Source organism: Massilia sp. TWP1-3-3 (assembly GCF_049897805.1).
Lineage (GTDB): Bacteria > Pseudomonadota > Gammaproteobacteria > Burkholderiales > Burkholderiaceae_D > Telluria_A.
The window spans coordinates 1-23474 of sequence record NZ_JAFCWX010000042.1 but is presented as its reverse complement, the minus strand read 5'-3'; the positions used below and the strand labels follow the sequence as shown (position 1 = coordinate 23474).

Here is a 23474-nt window from a genome sequence, read left to right as displayed (position 1 = left end):
ATGGACCTGCAACTGGCGATCACCGTCGCCACCGTGCTGCTGAACCTGGCGCTAGCCATTGCCGTGGGCGCCACGCTGGCTTGGCTATGGCTTGCCAATGGGGCCTCGGCCTGGTGTTCTGCGCAATTGTGCAGCGTTCGCCGCGCGCGCCTGAGCGCCATCGCTGCGGCGATCATCGCGCTGGGCATGCTGCTGCTGTTTGTTTCCGCTGCCATGGCAGAAGTTCCGCTGTTGGAGGCCGGCGAGCATGCGCGTACCATGCTTACGGAAAGCCATTTCGGGTTCGCATGGCGCATCGGCATGGGGGCATTGCTCGCCGCTGGGATTCTGGCGGAAGTGCTGCCGGCAGGTCAATGGAGGCGAACGGGAATGTCATTGAGCCTGTTGGCGCTGGCGGTGTTTTTGTATTCCCGCAGTATGGTCAGTCACGCTTCGGCCAACGGCGACTTTAACGCCGCCATGGCGGCCGACTGGATTCACCTATGCCTGATCAGCGTCTGGGTCGGAGAAGTTTTTGTTTCGGGTCTGCTGACGCTGCGGCAACAAGCAGCGGTGCAAGAGGCCGATCGGGCCGACATGGCGAGGTACATCGAGAATCTGTCGACATCGGCTACGTTCGCGCTGGGCGGCATTTTTATGACCGGCCTTTTTAGCGCATGGCACAACCTTGGCAGTGTCGCCGGCCTGGCGGGCAATTCGTACGGCACCGCGCTGACTGTCAAGTTGGGAATGGTCGTGCTTGCGGTGTTATTGGGCACCTTCAATCGCTTTATCGTCATGCCGTCGCTGCTTGCCCGATTGCGTAATCCAGGCCAGCAAACGTCGGCAGAACTCGGACGCTTCACTTCTGTCCTGCGCATCGAAGCTGTGGTCTTGCTGGGCGTTCTTGTCGCTGCGGCCGTGCTCAGCGCAACATCGCCTCCAACTGCGGCATAGCATAGGAAAACTGTGCCACCGTTGCACCGAACTACCACCAAGAGGAAAACCTGTGAATAAAACTAGTGGCTTGCCGCCGGAGATTGTCGATACTGCGGTGACGCCGTCGGACGAGGAACGCATGAATTCCGGGTGTTTTTGCATTAGCCTGGACCAGAAAGAGTTGCGCGCAGCGCTAGAGGCGCAGTTCGGCTCGACAGACATGGTTGCGCTGGTAGAGGAACGGTGCCCGTTCCTGTTTTCTGCCATGCCGGTGTTCGTCTCGGAAAAGCAGCGCCAGAAGATGGACGCGGCCGTCCAGGCCTTGGAATTTGTCATCGGCATGCCGGCCTACCGGAAACGGGTATTTTCGACAGCGCTGCCAATCGCCCGCCACGATCCCGGCGGAGCGCGCGGCGTGTTTTTCGGCTACGACTTTCATCTCGCTGGCGAGGCGATCGGCCTGATTGAGATAAATACCAATGCAGGCGGTGCGCTGCTCAACGCCGTCATGGCGCGGGCGCATCGCGCATGCTCGATCGATTCCGCCCAACTTGCCGATGCTGCGGTCTCCGGACCGAAGTTCGAATCAGCCATCATGGCGATGTTCCTGGCCGAATGGGAGCGCTGCAAGCGCGGCAGGCCGCTAACGTCCATCGCGATTGTCGATGTGGCGCCTGAAGCTCAATACCTTTACCCGGAATTCATCCTCTTCCAACAGTTGTTCGAGCGGCATGGCGTACGTGCCGTGATTGCCGATCCTGCGTCGTTGAGTTTTCGGGATGGCACTTTATGGCATGCGGAGCAGCCGATCGATATGGTGTATAACCGCCTGACGGATTTCATGCTCGACGATGCGGTAAATGGGCAGTTGCGCGAGGCCTATCTCGAAGGCGCAGTTGTGCTGACACCTCATCCACAGGCGCATGCCTTGTACGCCGACAAACGCAATCTCACGATCTTGAGCAACAGGGGTGCGCTCGAGGCGATGGCTGTCCCCCTGCCTGTTCAAGAGATTTTGCTGGACGCGTTACTGCCCACAGAAATAGTCGATCCCGCCGACGCCGACCGGCTCTGGCAGCAGCGCCGCCGGCTTTTCTTCAAGCCCACAGCCGGATTCGGCGGGCGCGCAGCATACCGCGGAGACAAGTTAACAAAGCGTGTGTGGGAAGACATCTTGAAAGGCGACTACGTCGCGCAACAAGTCATGGCCCCCGGCCAGCGCGTGAGCGGAAGCCGCCAAGAGCCGGAAACGCTCAAGTTCGATATCAGGCTGTACGCCTATGCGGGCGAGGTTCAATGGACAGCAGCGCGTGTGTACCAGGGCCAGACGACGAACTTCCGTACTCCCGGCGGCGGTTTTGCGCCGGTCTATCGCTTGCCCACGCCGGGCACGCCGTGCGGAACTGCCTGCCTGGCTGTTGCGCAAGAATAGGGCAGGGCGGCTGACGAAAATCCGAAGGACGCGTCCGGATACGCGATGAGCGGCGCCTTCCATCGCTCGGCAGATGTCGTTTTGCCAAATTTGATATGCATCAAAGTTCGCGCGAGGCGTGTCCGACTACAGTGAGAACGCGCATCAATCTAAACGCTCGGTGTGCCAACTAGACGGGAAAAAAATGATTAACGCAAACTCGAAGTTACGCGATCCCGTCTGCGGCATGGCGGTTGACGCCCAGGGACCCTATTCATCATTGCACGAAGGCGTTACGCAACACTTTTGCAGCGCAAAATGCCAAGGCGCATTCGATGCCGAGCCTGCCCGATACCTCGCTGGACAAGCGGCGCCGGCCAGTACCGCTATGGCGGCGACGAACGCTGAAGTGGTTTATGCGTGTCCTATGCATCCGGAGGTGCGCCAAAACACCCCCGGCAGCTGCCCCAAGTGCGGCATGACGCTGATCGCTGCAACGGCTGGGGTTCAGGCTGAACGAAGCCCCGCAGCGAGCACCGCCACGCCGATTGCAGCCCTCGATGTTGCACCAGGCGCGGCTCTCTACACGTGTCCGATGCACCCGGAAATTCGCCAGGACCATCCAGGCAACTGCCCGAAATGCGGGATGACGCTCGAGCCGGTCATCCCGGAGCTCGACGCCGAAGAAAACGTTGAACTAAAGGACTTTACCCGGCGCTTCTGGTGGACCTTGCCGCTCACGGTCGTCGTCACCGTGCTGGCCATGTTCGGCCATCAGTTGGGACTGTTTCAGCCCGGCCCTCAGAGCTGGATTGAATTGTCCCTCTCGTTGCCGATCGTCCTGTGGGCCGGTTGGCCGTTCTTCGTGCGCGGGGCACAGTCGCTCATCCATCGCAGCCCGAACATGTGGACGCTGATCGGGCTGGGAACCGGCGCTGCGTTTCTGTACAGCGTGGCAGCCACCGTCGCGCCGCAGGCGTTTCCCACCTCCTTCATGTCAATGGGACGCATCGGCGTCTATTACGAAGCGGCGGCCGTCATCATCTCCCTGACCTTGCTCGGTCAGATGCTGGAATTGAAGGCGCGCTCGCAGACCTCGGCCGCGATCAAGTCCCTGCTGGGGCTGGCACCGAAAACGGCGCGCCGGATTCGTGCTGACGGCACCGAAGAGGATGTACCGATCAGCAACGTTCACGTGGGCGACCTGCTGCGCATCCGTCCAGGCGAAAAAGTCCCGGTCGACGGCGTCGTTACCGAGGGCAGTAGCGCGGTTGACGAGTCGATGCTGACCGGGGAGCCAATTCCGGTAAGCAAGCGCTCAGGCGACAAGTTGATCGGGGCCACGCTCAACACCAGTGGCGCGCTCGTAATGCGCTCTGAAAAGGTGGGGTCCCAGACCATGCTGGCCCAGATCGTCCAGATGGTCGCGGCCGCACAGCGGTCAAAGGCACCCATGCAGCGCATGGCCGACGTGGTGGCCGGGTACTTCGTCGTCAGCGTCATCCTCATTGCGCTCACTACCTTTGTTGCCTGGGGCCTGTTCGGACCTGAACCGAGCTGGGTGTTTGGCCTCATCAATGCGGTGGCGGTGCTGATTATTGCCTGCCCTTGCGCGCTGGGGCTGGCAACCCCGATGTCGATCATGGTTGCCACCGGCAAGGCAGCTACCAGCGGCGTACTGTTTCGCGATGCCGCCGCGATCGAAAAGCTGCGCGAAGTCGACACCATCATCGTCGACAAGACCGGCACGCTTACTGAGGGCAAGCCTGCCTTCGACTGCGTCATCGCAGCGCCTGGATTTGCCGAGCAAGATGTCTTGCGGCTTGCCGCCAGCCTGGACCAGGGCAGCGAACACCCGTTGGCCGATGCGATCGTGCGCGCCGCACGTGCGCGCCAGCTCGTGCTCGACAAGCCTGCTACGTTCGAGTCGGGCAGCGGCATCGGCGTGCGCGGCACGGTAGGCGGGCAGGCGCTGGCATTGGGCAATACCGCCTTGATGGAGGAGGCAGGCGTGGACGTTTCTCCCCTGCGCCCCGATGCCGAGCGGCTGCGGGGCGAAGGCGCCAGTGTCATGCATCTGGCCATTGATGGCCGGCTGGCAGGCCTGCTGGCCGTGTCCGATCCGATCAAGGCCAGCACGGCCGAGGCGCTGGAGACACTGAGGGCGGCCGGCATTCGCGTGGTGATGGCAACCGGGGACGGCATCACGACGGCCAAGGCCGTGGCCAAACGCCTCGGTATTGATGAGGTCTACGGTGAAGTCAAGCCGGCCGACAAATTGGTCCTGGTGGCCAGGCTGCAAGGGGAGGGGCGCGTGGTGGCGATGGCCGGGGACGGCATCAACGACGCGCCTGCCTTGGCCAAGGCCGACGTTGGAATCGCCATGGGGACCGGCACCGATGTCGCCATGAACAGCGCTCAGGTGACCCTGATCAAGGGGGACCTGCGCGGCATTGCCACGGCGCGCCTGATTTCGGTGGCGACGGTACGCAACATGAAGCAGAACTTGATGTTCGCCCTGGTCTACAACGCGCTTGGCATACCAGTCGCGGCCGGGGTTCTGTATTCCCTCACCGGGTGGCTGCTGTCGCCGATGATTGCTGCGGTGGCGATGAGTATGAGCTCGGTTTCAGTCATTACCAATGCCTTGCGGCTCAGATAAATGCACTTCTCATTACCACGCACTTGGCCCTTGATTTGCACGACCGACTCTGATGGAGTATCGAATCAACGGGCATACGGACATGGCACCCACCCCGGGGAACGGAGAAGCTGGCGAAGCTGCAGTTCAATTGACATCGGTTTTGTTCAGGCGTCGGGGCAACCGCAGATCGCGCGCTAGTGATCGTGCCGGTGATGGATATCCGGATAATGCGCGTGAACGTGCGTGAGCGGCGCATGCACATGCGGGTGCGCGTGCGGTTCCTTGCCATCCCAGTCGAAATCGTGCTCATGCTGGTGGTGGCTGTCGTGACTGTGTTCATGCGCGTGGGCCAGCGGTGCATGTGTATGCGCGTGTTCATGGGTTTCAGTCAAGTGCAGCCAAATGCCGCCACCCATCAGTGCGGCAGCGAACCAAAACAATGGCCCTGGTGCATCTCCCAGCATGACCAGCGAGATCGCCGCGCCGACAAAGGGCGCCGCCGAGAAATAGGCACCGGTGCGCGCGGTACCAAGATGGCGCAACGCCAGTACGAACATGACCAGGCTCAAGCCATAGCCGCAAAAGCCGACCAGGCCGGCCATCAGCACCGTGCGCGTTTCCGGCATCGACAGACCCATCGCCAGCGCAATCGCAAGATTGACCGAGCCTGCCACCAAGCCCTTGACGCCGGCGATTTGCAGCGGGTCGCTGGCCGAGACCTTGCGTGTCAGATTATTGTCGATCGCCCAGCACAGGCAGGCGCCAATGATGGCCAGCGCACCCCATGGCACGCCCAGCACGGGAATCTGCTCCCAAGAAAGCAGCGCGCCGGCCACGACGATCAGCAGCATGCCAAGAAAGATGCGGCGGTCGAAATTTTCCTTGAAAACGAACCAGGCCAGCATCGCAGTCAGCACGCCTTCCATATTGAGCAGCAAGGAGGCCGCCGAAGCGGGCGTCAACGTCAACCCGATCATCAATAGCACCGGCCCGGCCACGCCGCCGGCGGCGATGGCGCCGCCCAGCCAGGGCAAGTCAGGTGCGGTGAGCGCCACCGGCTTGTCCTGGTCGCCGCGCTGAATCAGGGCGCGAACCAGGTAACAGGCCAGCAGGCCAACGCCGCTGCCCAGGTATAGCAAGCCCGCCAACGCCACGGGGGCCACATGACCGACCAGCGTCTTGGAGAAGGGGGTACTGGCGCCAAACAGGGCGGCCGCCAGCAGTGCGTACACCACGCCCTTGTGGAGGGCGGGTTCTTTAATGTCGGTCTTGTCCATAAAATTTCTAAATATTCATGCCGGGCGAACCGGCAGGCTTTGCCTGAATTCGCCCGTGCCGATAGCGGGACGGCAACCGCCTTGCAAGTGCAGCAAGTCGCGGTTGCCAACGTGTTACTTTACGACAAAATAGCTTGTTGCCAAGCCCGTTATGCCGGGAGCGTCACCCGTGCATGCGCGCCTTGCCGGCGGCGCAGCACCATGCCGCTGATGGCCGGCAGGATGAACAGCGTCAAAATGGTGGAAGTGATCAGGCCGCCGATGACCACGGTCGCCAGCGGTTTCTGCACTTCGGCGCCGGTGCCGGTCGCGATCGCCATCGGCACGAAGCCGAGCGACGCCACCAGCGCCGTCATCAGTACCGGACGCAAGCGCTCCATTGCGCCGTCGATCACGGCGGTGGCGGCATCGATGCCGTCTGCCAGACGCTTGTTGATGGCCGAGATCAACACCAGACCGTTGAGCACCGCCACGCCCGACACGGCAATGAAGCCAACTGCCGCCGAGATGGAAAACGGCATTCCGCGCAGCACAAGGGCAAATACGCCGCCAGCCAGTGCCAGCGGCACGGCTGTGAGGACGGTGGCAGTCAGCATGGCATTGCCTATTGCCATGTACAGCGCCGCTGAGATCAGGATGAAGCATAGCGGAACGATGATCGCCAGGCGCTCGGTAGCGGCGCGCAGGTTCTGAAATTGCCCGCCCCATGCCATCCACGAGCCAGGTGCGAGTCTGATCTCGTTTGCGAGGCGTGCCTGGGCTTCATCGACGTAGCCGCCAAGGTCGCGACCGACGACGTTCGCCTCAACATAGATGCGGCGCTTGCCGTTGTCCCGGCTCACTTCATTGAGTCCTTGCGTGAAGCGGAACTGGACCAGCTGGCGCAGCGGTATCGAGGCGCGCAGTTGCTCGCCGACGGCCGGCAACATCACCGGCAGGGCGCCCAGTTCATCGACGTTGTTGCGCAGCGCGGTCGGCAGGCGCACGACAATGTCGAAACGGCGGTCACCCTCGAAAATCTGTCCCGCCTCGCGGCCCGCCAGAGCGGTCGAGACCGTATCGGCCACTTCCCGGACGGTCAAGCCGTAGCGCGCGATGGCGGCGCGGTCGAACGCAATGTCGAAGGTCGGAAAGCCTTCCGTCTGCGCCACCCGCACGTCGGCGGCCCCGGGGATCTTGCGCAGCACCGCCGCAACGGCCCGGGCGTCGACAGCCATCCGGTCCAGGTCGTCACCATAGATCTTGACCGCGACATCGCTGCGGACCCCGCCGATCAGTTCGTTGAAGCGCATTTCAATGGGCTGGGTCACGTCATAGTTGTTGCCGACCAGGTTAGCCGTCTTGGCACGGATCCGCTCGATGACCTGCTCCTTGGTCGTCACCCCCGCCGGCCATTCGTTCTTCGGCTTCAGGATGATGTAGTTGTCCGACGCATTGGGCGGCATCGGATCGGCGGCAAGGCTGGCCGTGCCGGCCTTCGAATACACGGTCTTTACTTCCGGCAGCGTCAGCACGGCGCGTTCAAGCGGCAGGTCGAGCGCCAGCGACTGGTCGATCGATGTCGAAGGAATACGCACCGACGACAGATTCAGGTTTTGCTCATCCAGGGTTGGCATGAATTCCCGTCCCACGAAAGAAAACGCGACCGCGGCCAGCACCAGGACCACCAGGCCGGCGCCGATGAACGGCAGCGGGCGCGCGACCGCACGCCGCAGCCATGGTTCGTAGCCGCGTTTGGTGGCCACGATGACTTTGACTTCCTGCTCGGCCACAGGGCCGTTCATCATCACCGCGATCAGCGCCGGCACGAACGTCAGCGACAGCACGAAGGCAGAGGCCAGGGCCAGCATCAGGGTGATCACCATCGGCGAGAACATCTTGCCCTCGACGCCCTGGAACGTCAGGCACGGCAGGAATACCAGCAGGATCACCAGCTGGCCATAAATGGTCGGGCGCAGCATCTCGCGCGAGGACGCCACCACTTCCTCCAGCCGCTCCTTGAGCACCAGGGTCCGGCGCTCATGATGCTGGCGCTCGGCCAGCCGGCGCAGTGTATTTTCGACGATGATGACGGCGCCGTCGATGATCAGACCGAAGTCCAGCGCGCCCAGGCTCATCAGATTGCCGGAAATGCCGAGCGCATTCATCCCAATTGCGCTCATCAGGAGCGACAGGGGAATGACCAGTGCCGCGATCAGCGCGGCGCGCCAGTTGCCCAGCAGCGCGAACAGGATGACGACCACCAGTAGCGCACCTTCCGCCAAGTTCTTGGCAACTGTCGAAATGGTCGCCAGGACCAGTTGCGAGCGGTCCAGCGTTGGCACTACCGTAATGCCCTCGGGCAGCGTCTTGCCAACCGCTTTCAATTTTTCGCCTACAGCATGGGCGACGGTCCGGCTGTTGGCGCCTACCAGCATCAGTGCGCTGCCGACGACGGTTTCGTAGCCATCCCGGCTGGCAGCGCCTGCGCGCAGCTCGCCCCCTACATTGACCGCCGCCACTTGCGCGACCGTCACGGGAACGCCGGCGCGGGTGCTCACCACCGCGCTCGCAATTTCATCGCCGGTGCGGATGCGCCCGTCTGCTCGCACCAGGTAGGATTCGCCGGAGCGGCGAATGTAGTTGGCGCCGACCGACACGTTTGCCTCCTCCAGCGCGCGCGCGAGCTCGGCAAAGGAAATGCCTAGCGCTGCCATTTTCGCCGGATCCGGTTCAACCACGTATTGCTTCACATAACCGCCCAGCGAGTCGACGTCTGCCACGCCGGGCAGGGTGCGCAGCTGGGGCCGGATGATCCAGTCCTGTACCGTACGCAGGTAGGCGACCTTGGCAACGTTATCGATCAGGCGTTCGCCCTGGTCGGTGAGAAAGCTGGCGTCGCTCTGCCAGCCCGCTTGACCTTCTTTGCGCGGCGCGCCCTTGCCGTCGGGATGGGTGAACTCGACACTGTAGTGGAAGACTTCGCCCAAACCGGTGGATATTGGGCCCATCTGCGGCGCCGCATCGGCCGGCAAGTCCGGCCGCGCGCGCGCCAGGCGCTCGGCTACCTGCTGGCGCATGAAGTACAGGTCGGCGCTTTCCTTGAAGATCGCGGTGACCTGGCTAAAGCCGTTGCGCGAAAACGAGCGAACGTTTTCCACGCCGTCGAGGCCGGCAAGGGCGGTCTCGATCGGAAACGTGACGCGTTTTTCGATTTCGACCGGGCTCAGGGTCGGCACCACGGTATTGATCTGGACTTGTTTGTTGGTGATGTCCGGGGTCACGTCGATCGGCAGCACATTGAGCTGCCAGGCACCGACGAGCGCTACGACCAGCGTCAGGAACAGCATCAGCCAACGCCCCCGTACCGAGCCGGTAAGGATGGAGTCGATCATCATTCGTCCTTTGCGCTCTTGATCATGTCGGCCTTGACCAGGAAGGCGTTGCGGGTGGCGACCAGCTCGCCGGCGGACACGCCCGAGACGATCTGCGCCACGCCGCCGCTGCGGGTGCCGACCAGCACCGGCTGGACGCGAAAGCCATCCTTGGTGCGCACGAACAACACATCATGCCCGTCCACGTTCTGGACCGCATCCTCCGGCACCACCATGCCAGCGCCGCCATTCTTCACATGCAGCCGGGCCTGGACCCCTTCGCCCGAAATCAGTTGACCCGCCGCCGACACCGGGATCAGCACCACGGTGGCGGAACGGGTACTGCCGCTTACGGTGGGCGTAACCGAGCGTACGGTTGCGGGCACCGGGCTGCCGCTTGCGGCAATGATGGTGGCCCGGTCGCCGATGGCGACACGGCCGATGTCGGCCGCGGGCAGCGCAGCCTCGACCTGCAAGCGGGCCGCGCCGGCGACCCGGAACAATTCGGTCTGCGGCTGGACGTAGCCGCCCATTGTGGCCGTTTGCGCCGTGATCCGGCCTGCGATCGGACTAACCACGGACACCGACTTGCCGTTAGCGCTCACATGCGCTGCCGTCGCCACCGACGAAGCGCGCTGGGCCTCGGCCAGCGCCACGGCCAGCGCCGATTGCGCCGCTTCCATTTCCTGGCGCGCGGTCACCCCTTGGGAAAACAAACTATTTTCGCGCACGAAAGTCTTGCGGGCGAGATCGACCTTGGCGTTCGCCACGTTGCGCTCGGCGGCCATGGTAGCCGCTTCCAGGCTTTCCACTTGCGCCAGCGCCTCTCCCGCGCGAACCGTGTCGCCCAGTTGGCGATGAATGCGCGTGATGCTGCCGGACGCGCGTGCGAAAATTGCCGCCTCGCTATTGGGTGGCGCCACCACCGTTCCGGCGGACAGGATTTCCGCTTGAAGTCCACCGGTGCTGACGGGTTCGACCGCAATCCTGGCGGCTGTCAGATAGTCGGCCGGGATGTTTACCTCAACTGCATCACTACGACCGGCCGCCGCCGGCTGCGGCGCGACCGGCGCCGAGGGCGGCGTTGCCGCGGCCTGAATTTTTGCTGGCAGCATACGGGCGGCGCCAAACCCCAGTGCAGCGGCGATGGCGGCGGCGCTTGCGATGACGGGCCAGTTCTTAAAGCGTGCATGTTCGATCATGGTGTATCTCCAAATACGTTGCGGCCTTCGGCCATGGAAAGGGCGGCCAGCGCGCGCACGCGGGCCAGGCGGGCCTCGATCGTGAGCGCCTTCGCTTCCGACAAGGCGCGCCGGATTGCCAACAGCTCCACCAGTGCGGTCTTGCCGGCGTCATACCCGACTCTGCCAAGCCGGTAAGCGTCGGAAGCGGCTGCCTCGCCCTGCTCGGCGGCCTGAAGGCGCCGGTCCGACGCCTGTGCCTGCGCCATGGCTGACCGATGCAGGGCGAGGGTTTCCAGGCGCGCAGCTTCGGCGCGCATGGCCGCACTTGTGGCCCGTTCCCTTGCCGCTTCGACGCCGTGCTGGTTACGGTCGAACAGGGCAATGCTGGCCGACAGACCGACGGTCGCCGCCTTGTCGCTGGACCAGGTGAAGCGGCGCATGCCGACGGTCACGCCAAGGTCTGGCATCGCTTTCTTTTGCGCCATCCGCACCTGCGCGCGCATGGCGTCGTGTTCGGCGACGGCCGCCGCGAGGGCAGGCGCGCGCTGTGGCGTCCAGTCCGCAAGTGCTGGTGTCGCGGCAACGGTTGCCAGGAACGGATGGTCGATACGGGTGAACGGCGTGCTGGCGCCGACCAGGGCGGACAGGCGCTCCAGCGCCTCGATGGCATCGGCGGCGCCCGATTCGGCCGCCGCGTGTGCGGCGGCGGCGCTGGCGCGGGCCTGCGCCGCGCGCAAGTCGGCTTCCCGGCCGGCTTTTACCAAAGCTTGCGCCGCGCGTAGGTCGTCGTCCGCCCGGGTGGCTTCCGCGTCGGCGACCTCTTTGCGCTGCTGCATCGCTTCAGCTGTCGCGTAGGCGAGCGCGAGCTGACCGGCGAACGCCAGGCGCGCATGCCGTTCGCGGGCGCCGGCGGCTTCGAACTTGCGCTGTTCGGCCTCGATGCGCGCGGCACGCTTGCCGCCGAGTTCGAAAACCTGGGTGACTGCATAGGTATCCTGCCGCTGGCTGACCCCGCCGGCAGCGGGCGCGCCCAGGTTCTCGGCCGTTGCGTTCAACGTGGGATTGAGCCAGGCGGCGGCTTGACGGACATCGGCGCCAGCGGCGCGCATGTCGGCGGCCTGTTCGAGCAATTGCGGCGCGCTCGTTTGCGCGCGCTGAAGCAGGGTTTTGAAGGATGGCGTTTCTGCGGCTTGGCTGGTGGCCATGGCCAACAAGACGGGCAGTGCCACGGCAAGGTGGTGGAATCGCCGCAGGCCGATTGCGGTAACAGTCTGGCGAACGCTAGCGTTCCACAGACGCCCGCGCGACGAAGCGCGTGAGCGGTCAAAAATTTTGTGCATGAAAAGCCCCTGCAGATTGTATGAGATGACGTGCAGCGGGCGCGGCGCGGCCAAGCTAATGGTCGCGTGTCATGACGGGCCCGCGGTTCAGGCGGGCAGGCGGGGGGGGCGTAGCAGCGGGAGGGTGCTGCGGGTATGGAACGGGTCGCGCATCAGGGCAGGGCGCAGGCGCGCAATGGAAGCTAAATGCGGTGGATCGAAGGACGGGAAAAGACAATTCATATGCCCCGCCTGATCGTAGTCGGCCAGATGCTGCACCGACTTCGTGGAGTCGTCCAGATGCGCTGCGCTGGCGTCATCGTCGCCATCATCATCGTGATGGTGCAGCACGTGAACGGCGTGTTCTGCCATGTGTTCGACGACTAAGCGCGCACTCTGTCCATTGCCGCCCGTATGGGCGAAATTACGCTCCATGGCTGCAAGTGATTGCCATGGAAGCAGCAACATCAGGAATATGAGGAGCGCTTTCGTCATGTCGGTAGAAACCGGGGCTGTACAGGGCAGTGATTGGGAAAGAAATTGCTCGAGTTGCGCATGTTAACACAGAGTCAGGAACAGCACTCAAAGGTCGGGCCGGCGAATTGCGCCCCTCACCTTTGGTGAACCTGGCGTGCACGCGCCCCAGCTCAGTTCGGCACTTCGTCCCACCTCCACCTTGGCGCTGAACGGGGCGTATTTAACGGCGATAGGGGTGTAATACAGCTTGCTTGCCTCAGCGCCGTATTTCTGGGTAATGTGGTCCGTACTGTCCGCCGGTCGCTGGCGCGGAAGCGCTGATGCTCCGGCGATGACGTAGTGCCGTCGCCCCCGTTCTCGGAGAACACATGTTTGAACTGGGCGGCGACCAGATCGGGCAGGCCCTCCGAGCAGTTTCATCCCGGATGTGCCACGCCTGCAACAACGACGGCTTTTGCATAGGTCGCGCCTGGGCTCGATTCCGCCATTTATGTCAGGCCGAGGTCAATCGCATTGGCCAGGATCGCTGACAACAGCAGCGCGCGGTCCTCGGTTGGTTTTCCCATGCCGAGCGCCAGCAGACCGATCGGGCCCGCCTGGGCGACGCCCATCCGGATGCCGAACACCAGCAGTTCATGCTGCCGTTCATCGGTATCGGACTGGCGTGGGCCAGCACCTTGTCGATGCCCTATGCCATCCTTGCATGCAATTTGCCGGCAAGCAAAATGGGCCTGTACATGGGAATGTTCAACGTTCTGATCGTCGCGCCGCAATTGGTGGCCAACCTTGGCGGCGGCTTTCTCCTCAGGTCCTTGTTTGGCAACCACGCCATTTTGATGCTCGTACTGAGCGGCGTGTCGATGTTGATTGCAGCGGCATTGTCAATGTGGTTCGTGCAGGAATCCGACTAGACCGCCCGCGCCGGCACGGCTTCATTTTTTCTGGGCCATATGAGCAACAATGTGCAAGCGGAGGTCGTACGGGCCATGGATCTTAGGCCGGGCCCATCATGCGCGTTTCCAGGCATCGATGCGGATCAGCTCACGCCAGAATTATTCTGGAACGACAATGTCATGCAGCATGCGCCGTTGTGACGGCATTCAGTCCCATCGTTGACGCTTTCCGGTGTTTTACGAATAGTGGTGCACTACCGGAGTTGGTGTTCGAACAGCATGGCGAGCGGCGCACGATTTCCAATCTGTCGCATTACCAACATTTTGCTGAAGTGTTGCTACTGTCCACTCCCGTCGATGGTGGAGGTCAGGGGCATGGCTGCCGCCACTGGCCGACATTCCATCTTCCAGACACAACGATACAGTCGTGGTGCGTTTGTCCGATAGGCAGCGTGGGCTGAGCCCACGCTGCCTTGCTCCAAGAGATAGCGATCGAGGTTAACGGCAAGTCGGGACTTGAGAGCCTCGCCAGGCTCGCATCAGTTACGTGCCGGCCCATCAGAAGTCCTCGCTGCAGCGTAGTCCACCGGTACAACATGCGGCGAGCATGTTTGCAACGTCACCCCCTTCAAACCCGAGTTCGCCTGACCGAGAGCATTTCGGAAGAAATATTAATATATAATAAATTTTCCGCGAATTTTATCGCTGCTTTCCCGCACGCCCCACTACGCTTAAGGCTCACATGAGCGCCGACTTGACAGAAACGATTCTCACATCCTTGGCCGGGTTTCGCCAGTGCCACCCGGCTCTACGCCCTTTCTATCGATGGCGGCAATGTCGGGAACGGAGCGGAGCAATTGTTGGTCGAAGCTTTCGCCGGTACTGACAGCCTGCAAGGGTATGGCGGGCGCGACGTCATCGCCCTGTCGACCAATGCATTTATTGACCTTGGATCGCTGCTGGGCAAAACGGGAGAACTGCAGATCAGCCTGGCGGACGGGACGCGCGCCGCGTTTGGAGGCGACATCAGCGAGGCGGCGATGCTGGGCAGCGAAGGTGGCATGGCGCGCTACCGGCTGCGCCTGTCGCCGTGGATCTGGCGCCTGGGGCAGGTGCGCAACAGCCGGGTATGGGAAGACAAGTCCGTCGTCGAGATCGTCAACGCCGTCTTTGCGGCGTACCGGCCGCTGGCGTGCTGGCGCTGGAGCGACGAGACCGGGCCATTCATGAGCACCGTACCGGCGCGCAGCTACTGCTGCCAGTATCGCGAGTCCGATCTCGATTTCGTGCATCGCCTGCTCGCCGAAGAAGGCCTGGCCTGGCGCTTTGAACAGGCCGAGGACGGCACCGGCCTGGTGCTGTTTGCCGACAGTACCCAAGCATGCGCAGTACCGGACGACGCCAGCAGCGCGGCCGACGGCGGGATCCGCTTCCACAACGTGCGCGCAGGTGAGCGCCAGGACACCGTGCAGGCCTTGCACGCCCAGCGCAGCATCGGCGCTTCGCTGACCACCGTTGTCAGTTACGACTACAAGGCGAAGAAAACGGTTTCGGCAAGTTCGCCGTCGCGCCTGCAAAACGGCAGGAACGTGGGGCCGCTCGAATCGTTCGATGTACCGGGCCAGTATGCCTTTGCCAGTACGCACCTGGCCCGCCACTACGCCGATCTGCAGACCCAGGGCCGGGAAGCGCGCAGCCAACTCTGGCACGGCCGCTCCACGCTGCGCACGCTGCGCGCCGGCACCCGCCTGACGCTGCTCGATACCCCCCTCGAGAGCCTTGGCCAGGCGAGCGTGTTCGCAGTGCTGAGCGTGACCTGCGTGGGCGTCAACAACCTGCCGTCACCGGCCCAGCATGCCCTTGCCGAACTGTTCGGCCCGATCCCCGAACTGCTCGAGGAACTAATGCGTGAAGATGCACCGCACGATTTTGCGCTGGTCGTGGCACAAGCGCGCAAGAGCGGCTACGCCAATTGCTTTGAAGCGGTGCCGGGCAATGTGCCATGGCGTCCGCAATTGCCCGACAGTGCCGGGCGCCACCGGGCGCGCGCAACAGCACCCGGCTCCCAGAGTGCGATCGTGGTCGGCCCCGACGGCAGCGATACGGCGAATGGCGCCGATGAACTGTATTGCGACTGCCTTGGCCGCGTGCGGATCCGCTTTCACTGGCAAGACACCGATGCGAGCTGCTGGGTGCGGGTGGCGCAACGCTCGGCCGGCGGCGGGATGGGAAGCCAGTTTCTGCCACGCATAGGGCAGGAAGTTCTCTGCCAGTTCTTGGAAGGCAATATCGACCGGCCAGTCATTATCGGAGCCCTGTATAACGGGCAAGGCGAGGGTGGCGTCACGCCAACCCCTGGCGGACAGGCCGGCGCCGAGGGCAAGGGATCGCAGTTCGGTCCTGCGCGCGATCATGCCGTTTCCGGCCAAGGCAACATCGCTGGCGGCAACAGTCCGACATGGCACGGTGCTTCCGCCGACAGCGCTGGGCACCGCAATGGCGCAGCCCAGTGGGGTGTGCGCAGCAAGGAATTCGGCGGCACCGGCTAAAACCAGCTGTTGTTTGACGACACCGACGCGCAGGGCCGGGTTCAACTGAAGAGCTCGCATGCGTCCAGCGAACTCAACTTGGGTCATTTGATTCATCACGCCGACAACTACCGCGGCAGCTTGCGCGGCAGCGGCGCCGAATTGCGAACCGACGCCTACGGCGCCGTCAGGGCCGGGGCCGGACTGCTCGTGACGAGCTATCTAGTGGCCCATGCTGCAGCCAAGCGCGACCCTGCAGGCGACAACGCTCCAGGCATTGCCATGTTGAAGCAAGCCGTGAAAGCGGCTGAAGCGATGAGCGCAGCCGCCGTCACGCACAAGACGGTGGCCTTGGGTGCGCATGCCGGCGCCGCCAAGGCGAACCAGAGTGCGCTCGACGACAAATCGGCACCACTGAAGGCAATGTTCAATGCGGTAGCGGGCATGGTTGACGACAATAGCCTGCCGGGCGCGCGCGCCGACGCCGCCAGAAAAAACACTGCCCCGGGTGACAATAAATTGCCGCACTCGGTCGACGCCATCATCGCCATTGCCGCCAAGGGTGGGTTGGGGGCGACCGCAGGGCAAAGCGTACAGCTGGCAAATGGTGAAACGGTGACCCTGATGAGTGGACAGGACTCCCAATTCATCAGCGGTGGCCAGCTGCGCGTACACAGCGGCCAGGCGATCGGGCTGCTGGCTGGCGCGGTCGCGGCAGGCGCAGGCGGTAAAGGGTTGGAACTCATCGCGGCCAAGGATCCCGTTTCGATCCAGGCGCAAAGCGACGCGATCAGCGTGCAGGCGCGCGACGTGATCAATGTGATGAGTACCAACGCGCACATCGACTGGGCTGCCGCAAAGAGCATTAGCCTGTCGACAGCGGGCGGCGCGAACATCACTATCGACGGCGGAAACATTACTGTGCAGTGCCCCGGAAAAATCACGATTCACGCCGGAAAAAAAAGCTTCATGGGACCGGAAAGCCGGAACTACGCGATGCCGTCACTGCCGCGCGTGCCCTTGAACGCAGTCCCCGCCGTATTCAATATTAGGATTGCCGATATTCCAGGCCCGACCGGTCATCCGATTGCGCACATGGCGTGGGCAATCGTGCGTGCCCCGAGTGCTTTCGACGCTTACACGTCGGAGGTGAACATCGTGAACGGAGAAACCGACGCCGACGGCAAGGTCATCTTGTCAGGCGAGGAAGAGAAAAAGCTGAAAGCGGCCTACGACGAGACGCCCAACCGGCTGTGGCTGGTCTACGGCGGCCAGTCGATGGAACTCGTGATGTCCGTCGCCAAACCGACCTGGACCGAGCAACAAAAATGGCAGCACGCGCTCGACGCCATGGGTTACAGCGACCAGCTGGGAACCATGGACGGCGCGGCGATGCTGGCATCGCAGGAGCGCTTCATCCGGAAGGAAGTTGCAACCAACAGCGGCGCTTCGCTCTTGAAAAAACTTGAAGGAAAATCGTAATGGAATCGAGAGCGAATCCGGCGTCAGTGCACCAAATCATCACCGAAGCGAATACAGCCGCGAGCTGCACGGCGACAAAATGGGTCTGGGTTTCGCAGGAGGAAGACCAGCATTTCGCGGGCGCCACTTCGGGCAATACGGTCAAACCTTTCACCACTGGCAAGGCGTATTACGCCAATTTGCTCGCCGCGCTCGACACCGCCACGACCGAGGTGCTGATCGCAGGCTGGCAGGTCAACTGGGATGCCATGCTGGCTCCCGGCGTGCGCCTGTTCGACGCCTTGCTGAAAGTGGCCAAGCGCGGCAAGGGCGATATCAGGATCGTGGTCATGCCGTGGGATGACTCGGCCCCCGTGCAAACCTTCGATGACCAGACCAAGTCCGTCTTTGCGCTGATCAACGAAGTTGTTGGAAAGGACGTGGTATGGGTCCATGAAGCCAAGTCATTGGCCGATGTGTCCGTCGCGTTCTTCAGCCATCACCAAAAACAGGTCGTCATCGACCAGAGAATTGCCTTCGTGGGTGGCATTGACGTGGCCTACGGCAGGTACGACGACGCCCGTTACACGCTGCAGGCTGATGCGGACGGCCGGGAAGTCTTAAATCGCTACAATGGATGCGTGGCACAAATGGGTCAAGTCAATCCGGATAGGGTGGTTGATCCCGACAGGCTGACTGGGAATTATGATAATCACAATACATTATGGGGTTTGGTTGGCAACAACCGCGAGGCGGTAACGAAGAAAATTCTCCATAACCATGCGATGCAGGTGCCGTATGTGGAAGACGGCTTTTTTTCAGAAAAAGGGACGGGTAGTTCATTGTCGGCAGTGCTCCTCACACTGGATCCCAAACTTCAGCCCCGGATGCCCTGGCAGGACATCCACTGCCGAATCGAGGGGCCCGCGGTCTCTGACCTGGCGCGCAATTTCATCCAGCGCTGGAACGCGCAAGCGCCCAAGCATGTACTGGCAATGCCCAAGAAACCAGACGACTACCAGAAGCCGGGCAAATGCCAAGTCCAGGTTCTGCGCAGCGCTTCAAGCGGGCTGCGCCAGGCGGAAGTGAAAGGAAACCGGCAAATACCAAAAGGCGTGAAAGCGCAGACCGATATTTTGCAAGCGATGGTCGAGCTGATCAAAAAATCCCAGCATTTCATTTACATTGAAAATCAGTTTTTTGTGGGAGCGTTTGGCCATAATAGCGTAGCTGAAGTTGCGCAATCGCCGATGGTGGACGAGGCGGACTCTGTAGAATACTTGGATCAAAAAAAACTTGCTCTCGCAACGACGGCGGGTGGCGGCAGAGCGTCAATGAATGACTTGCCCGCCAATCCCATTTGCGGCGAAGTTGCCATGCGCATCGATATTGCAATCAGAACGAAACAAGAATTTCACGTGCTGATTACGCTGCCCGTCCATCCGGAAGGACCGCTCAATAGCGGCGCAATCATGACCCAGGTTCACTGGACTATGCAGACGCTAGTGTTCGGCGATTTTAGCTTGCTAAATCGAATCCGCCGCTCGCTTGCGAGCCAGAAACTGCGCGACAAGAAGGACGTGGACGACGGCCGCGTGTACTCCGCGTCTAACACAGAATATCTAGATATTCCGATTGAAGAATGCTTTAAATATGTTACGTTGCTGAACCTGCGCAACTGGATCAAGCTGAACGATAGGTATGTAACCGAACAGATATATGTTCACAGCAAGCTCATGATTGTGGATGATCGTTACGTGATCATGGGAAGTGCTAACATCAATGACCGCAGCTTGCTTGGTACCCGCGACTCTGAACTGGCGGTACTGATTGTGGACGATGAAATAGAGCGAAAAGACATTTGTGGCAATGGGAAACTTGTCCCGGTCCGCAAATTTGCACATGAGCTGCGCCGTGAAGTGTGGAGCAAAATTTTTGGCATCACCGGCAACGTGAGGCCTGCAACGGAGCTGCAGGCCGCGATTGAACATCCCGCATCGCCCAAGAGTTGGAAGGCAATTCAGCGGGTCGCGGCGACCAATGCGTCGCTGTACGAGGCCGCTTTCGGCTACATTCCCCGCAATAAGGACCCGAATGACCCCGGCGAGGAGCGAACGGCGTCGATCTGGCCAGTGTGGGATAAGTCGAAGTCTACGAAAGGCAATGCGGCCCGCAATGCGATGCCATTTGAGTCACGGTTTTGGTCCGCCCGCCAGCACTTTGCGGCTGGCGTAGCAGGTCTTGAGAAAATACGCGGTTTTATTACCGCTTTGCCAATTGAATGGACCACTGGCGAAAATAATAATTTGGGCTACCACACTGCTCTGGTCGTGAAGAATACTCAACCTGTTACCGCGCCGAACATGTCGGAACGGATAGAGATTGCCGCTTTGAACAACCCAAAAATCGACGATGAAACGTAAGGACAACTAATGACCTTGATTGGAAACATTGCTGCTCGATTAATTGTGGGCGCATTGGCACTAGTTACTATTCCCGGCTGTTCCGGAGCCGAAACTGCGCCAAACTTGCGGCAGATAGAATGCGTGGGTCAGTATGCAATAGCGTTGCCCGGCGCCGTGGAGTTCGCGCTGACCAAGCGAGAGTCCTTGCTTAATCGAAACGGCGACTTGAATGTTGCGTTTCCGGATGGCTTCCAGCCGGCCCATGCTCGATTTTTTCTAGATCGAAAGATCGACATTAGTGCGCCAACATCGGATTCCGATTTCGCTACATTGCGCAGTGAGGTCGAGGAAGCGGCCTTAAAGAGAAAGAAAGACTTCCTCAAGGTCGGAAAGAAGCAAATATCCGATGCAATTGAGCCGTTCAAAGTTCCAGGCGCTGATTCGTTTGCTTGGCGAACTGCTGCCGGGATTGAGGTTTATACCTACAAAGGTGGCCATATTTACCGTTTTACTGCCCACGCCGACACGCAAAAAAAAGACGAGGTGATACGGGCACAAGCGTTCTTGGGAAACATGAAGGGCCGTGCCACTTTTGAGATCCCATCTGAAAAAGGTGTTTGTTTTCCGCACAGTTTTCTAAGGACCGAGGGCCATCCAACCTATGAGGTTGGCGCCGCAATGCGTTTAGTTGACTATCCCGAAGTCGAAATTTTCTTTGAAGATTCTTTCCGCTTGGAACCGGGGCCGGGGAGTACAAGTAGGGATTCAAAGTCGCAGGTAATTTTTTTTGTGGAAGCCGTATTATCGAACCAGTATTCGGAGCCGGCGTATCACTGGTACCCCGCTTCCTTTATGATGGGCGGCAACGTGGGCAAGGCGGCCTTCGTGAATGTTCGTCGTGGCGATAATGGAAATGATTTTGTTTTCATCGCCGCTGCCACTGGCGCCACTGGTCAAACGGTTTCGTCTCGTGATCTTTTACTTTATATCTCGCGCAACTCGGCGCGGGCGAAGGGTACGCCGATTTCAGAAGCGAAATTTCGGGCGCTTGCCGAAGCGATAGCCATGTCTGTAAAACCAATCCGATAAGTTGTCTTGAAAGTTCAAATGGGAGTGACGGTTGTAGCCATTGCGCTGGCGGCATCGGACAGTCCGCGGCCCGCCGTGCTCGATCTGCTCACTTTTACGATGATGGCCGCGCCCAAGCTCGAGGTGGCTCTGCAGCACTTTGTACGCTACCTGCGCATCATCAGCGATGCAGCCACCTTCACGCTGGAAGCCGACCCCATGGGCGATCAGTGGCTGCGACTTGACATTGAAGGCGCGTTCTTCCGGTGCCGCGCCAGCGATGCGAGCTCATCCTGATCACGATCCTCAATATCTGCCACTGGATTGCCAGCAAACCCATCGTGCCGGTGGCGATCGGGATTTGCCGACCAGAGCGCCTTCTGCCGTGCTTTCCAGCGCTGGTTCGGCGTCTCGCCCAGCCAGTTCAGGCGGGGTGAAGTGTAGGGTGATGTGAGCGAATCAAGCGAACAGCGCGACGCTGCAGCTGCACGTGCTGCGCCACATCAGCAAGCGCTGCAGGAGTGATACCCGGTGGTTGGCGTCAACTATCGTGCCCCGCCAACAGGGCAATCGCCTCAAAAGGCGGCCCCGGCTCACCAAATGCCTGGCGCGTCGGAAGCAACTTTGGCGTAAATCCCACAGAACTGAGCCGAAACGGACCTTACCCTTGTGCGTGTTTTGACAATACGTCAAATGTGCAAGATACTTGACTACGCTGGAAGCGTTTCCATTAGACTGGTATCGCTGACAGTGGCGGCTGGAACTGTACAGCGCAGGTAGAACCCCTCACTATAAATTCGGAGACTTTCAACATGAAGATAAAGACGATTAGCGTCGTGCTGGCATCAACATTGACCGCCGGTACCATCGCCGGTTGTGGCGGCAGCACGGCGCCGGACAGCGCAGCTGGCGGGCAGGCCCCGGCATTCCTGGCGCAGACAGTCACTGCCCTCGCCGCAAGCTGCACACTGCAGGCGGAAAGTTATTCCGCCGCGTTTGACACCACTGCTGGCAATACAGGAAACCAATTTCGCACTGACAACGTCGATATTGAAGCCACTACCGATGCCGGCGGAGGTTACGACGTTGCCTGGACCGCCAACGGCGAATGGCTGGCGCACAACAACGTCACCTTTCCTACCACCGGTCCCTATACCCTCGCGTACCGCGTTGCGGCCCCTTCGGCCGGCGGCGTGATTTCGGCCGACCTGAATGCAGGCGCGATCCAGCTGGGCACCACCTCGATTCCCGCAACGGGCGGCTGGCAGAACTGGACCACGGTGCAGCGCACCATCAACGTCAATGCCGGTACCTACAACCTCGGTACCTTCATCAGCAGCGCGGGCTTCAACCTTAACTGGATCAGTATCGCCGGCGCAAGCTGTGGCAGCACGCCTCCACCTCCGCCGCCGCCACCGACCGGATGGACGCTGGCCTGGGCGGACGAGTTCAACGGCACCGCTTTGGACACCTCGAAGTGGAACATCGAGCTCAACGGCAATGGCGGCGGCAACAACGAGCTGCAGTACTACACCGCGCGTCCCGAGAACATCCGGGTCACCGGCGGCGAACTGGTGATCGAAGCGCGCAAGGAAGCCTATATGGGCAAGCAGTACACCTCGGGCCGCATTACCACCCAGAACAAGGCCAGCTGGCAGTACGGTCGCATGGAAGCGCGCATGAAAATCCCGACCGGGAAAGGTACCTGGCCGGCTTTCTGGATGTTGGGTAACTCAATTAGCAGCGTGGGCTGGCCCGCAAGTGGCGAAATTGACATCATGGAGCACATCAATTCCGAAGCGTTTACCCATGGCACCATCCACTGGTCGGATCAAAACAACGTGTATGCCAATTATGGCGGACCATCGGGCAGCCTGGACTATTCGCAGTACCACGTCTATGCCGTGGAGTGGGATGCCTCGGCGATCCGCTGGTATGTGGACGGTAACAAGTTTCATGAAGTCAATATCGCCGGCGGCATCAACGGCACCTCGGAGTTTCATGCACCGTACTTCCTGCTGTTTAACCTGGCCGTGGGCGGCAACTGGCCTGGTAATCCGGATGCATCGACCGTCTTTCCGAACCGGATGCAGGTTGACTACGTTCGCGTCTATCGCAAGTAAGCCAGATCTGCTGAGTAAGCATTTTCTCTCCATCTAAGCACCCGGCAAAGCGCTCCGAACAGGGGCGCTTTGCCGCGCTGCCTTGTCGGCACTGACCCGGTGCCGGGCTTGCTGAGCGGCACACGGCTTACCTGCCGTCCCGGCGGGAGAGCGTGGCCAGCAGCTGGCAGGCATCAAAATTTGCCTGGCCGGTCGCAATGTGCCAAGCTGCTAGGATTGCAATGCTGCCACCGCACATGAACCCTAGCGAGAGAGCCTATGTCCCTTAAAAAATTTTTACTGTGGGCAGCCTGGTGAGCGCGTGCAAGATGTTTGATGGCTTTTGAGGGAGTTTTGTGCAGAATAACTGAGGTTTTAAGGCTGAGCGCCCTCAAAGAGCTTGACCAGCAAGCCCTCTGAGGACGAGTCTCTGG

The 23474-nt window shown here is 61.1% G+C and carries 14 protein-coding genes and 2 pseudogenes; 10 read left to right on the top strand and 6 right to left on the bottom strand.

Annotation, left to right across the window (positions count from 1 at the left end; genetic code table 11):
- The 3 genes from ACP7D4_RS25570 (at window position 1) to ACP7D4_RS25560 (ending at window position 4991) form a co-directional block, all read left to right on the top strand.
- Window positions 1-936 carry a copper resistance D family protein gene (locus ACP7D4_RS25570; protein WP_426212103.1) on the top strand — a complete coding sequence of 312 codons (936 nt, stop codon included), beginning with the start codon at window positions 1-3 and terminating at the stop codon, window positions 934-936.
- Window positions 937-988: 52 nt separating this feature from the next.
- On the top strand, window positions 989-2350 hold the full coding sequence (locus ACP7D4_RS25565; RefSeq protein ID WP_426212102.1) for a hypothetical protein: 1362 nt from the start codon (window positions 989-991) through the stop codon (window positions 2348-2350).
- A 184-nt stretch (window positions 2351-2534) separates the two neighbouring features.
- Window positions 2535-4991, top strand: a complete 2457-nt coding sequence (locus ACP7D4_RS25560) for a heavy metal translocating P-type ATPase (RefSeq protein WP_426212100.1) — start codon at window positions 2535-2537, stop codon at window positions 4989-4991.
- Between the two features lie 176 nt (window positions 4992-5167).
- Here ACP7D4_RS25560 and ACP7D4_RS25555 read toward each other — a convergent pair whose 3' ends face one another.
- The 6 genes and pseudogenes from ACP7D4_RS25555 to ACP7D4_RS25530 all read right to left on the bottom strand — a co-directional run.
- On the bottom strand, window positions 5168-6250 hold the full coding sequence (locus tag ACP7D4_RS25555; protein WP_426212098.1) for a DMT family transporter: 1083 nt from the start codon (window positions 6248-6250) through the stop codon (window positions 5168-5170).
- Window positions 6251-6399: 149 nt separating this feature from the next.
- Window positions 6400-9624, bottom strand: coding sequence for a CusA/CzcA family heavy metal efflux RND transporter (locus ACP7D4_RS25550; protein ID WP_426212096.1), 3225 nt, complete (start codon window positions 9622-9624; stop codon window positions 6400-6402).
- On the bottom strand, window positions 9624-10805 hold the full coding sequence (locus tag ACP7D4_RS25545; RefSeq protein WP_426212094.1) for an efflux RND transporter periplasmic adaptor subunit: 1182 nt from the start codon (window positions 10803-10805) through the stop codon (window positions 9624-9626). The genes ACP7D4_RS25550 and ACP7D4_RS25545 overlap by 1 nt, the downstream gene beginning before the upstream one ends.
- On the bottom strand, window positions 10802-12127 hold the full coding sequence (locus ACP7D4_RS25540) for a TolC family protein (RefSeq protein ID WP_426212092.1): 1326 nt from the start codon (window positions 12125-12127) through the stop codon (window positions 10802-10804). The genes ACP7D4_RS25545 and ACP7D4_RS25540 overlap by 4 nt, the downstream gene beginning before the upstream one ends.
- Window positions 12128-12214: 87 nt before the next feature.
- A complete protein-coding gene (locus tag ACP7D4_RS25535) occupies window positions 12215-12601 on the bottom strand; it encodes a hypothetical protein (protein ID WP_426212091.1) in 387 nt (128 codons plus the stop codon).
- Between the two features lie 177 nt (window positions 12602-12778).
- A pseudogene (locus ACP7D4_RS25530) lies at window positions 12779-13146 on the bottom strand (Tn3 family transposase); the annotation flags it as partial.
- A 72-nt stretch (window positions 13147-13218) separates the two neighbouring features.
- Between ACP7D4_RS25530 and ACP7D4_RS25525 the strand changes: the two are divergent.
- The 7 genes and pseudogenes from ACP7D4_RS25525 to ACP7D4_RS25495 all read left to right on the top strand — a co-directional run bounded on the left by ACP7D4_RS25525 (window position 13219) and on the right by ACP7D4_RS25495 (window position 23061).
- Window positions 13219-13494 (top strand): hypothetical protein, encoded by a 276-nt coding sequence (locus ACP7D4_RS25525; protein ID WP_426212089.1) that lies wholly within the window; start codon window positions 13219-13221, stop codon window positions 13492-13494.
- 724 nt (window positions 13495-14218) lie between these two features.
- Window positions 14219-17486 (top strand): annotated as a pseudogene (locus ACP7D4_RS25520) (type VI secretion system Vgr family protein).
- Window positions 17486-19888, top strand: coding sequence for a phospholipase D-like domain-containing protein (locus tag ACP7D4_RS25515; RefSeq protein ID WP_426212087.1), 2403 nt, complete (start codon window positions 17486-17488; stop codon window positions 19886-19888). The pseudogene ACP7D4_RS25520 and the gene ACP7D4_RS25515 overlap by 1 nt, the downstream one beginning before the upstream one ends.
- Window positions 19889-19897: 9 nt before the next feature.
- Window positions 19898-20959, top strand: a complete 1062-nt coding sequence (locus tag ACP7D4_RS25510; RefSeq protein ID WP_426212085.1) for a hypothetical protein — start codon at window positions 19898-19900, stop codon at window positions 20957-20959.
- 6 nt (window positions 20960-20965) lie between these two features.
- Window positions 20966-21235, top strand: a complete 270-nt coding sequence (locus tag ACP7D4_RS25505) for an AraC family transcriptional regulator ligand-binding domain-containing protein (protein ID WP_426212083.1) — start codon at window positions 20966-20968, stop codon at window positions 21233-21235.
- Between the two features lie 27 nt (window positions 21236-21262).
- The gene (locus tag ACP7D4_RS25500) at window positions 21263-21382 is read left to right on the top strand and encodes a helix-turn-helix domain-containing protein (RefSeq protein ID WP_426107686.1); all 120 of its coding nucleotides are present in this window, start codon (window positions 21263-21265) and stop codon (window positions 21380-21382) included.
- Window positions 21383-21750: 368 nt separating this feature from the next.
- Window positions 21751-23061: a carbohydrate-binding protein gene (locus ACP7D4_RS25495; RefSeq protein ID WP_426107687.1), complete on the top strand. Its 1311-nt coding sequence runs from the start codon at window positions 21751-21753 to the stop codon at window positions 23059-23061.
- The last annotated feature ends 413 nt before the right edge of the window (window positions 23062-23474 follow it).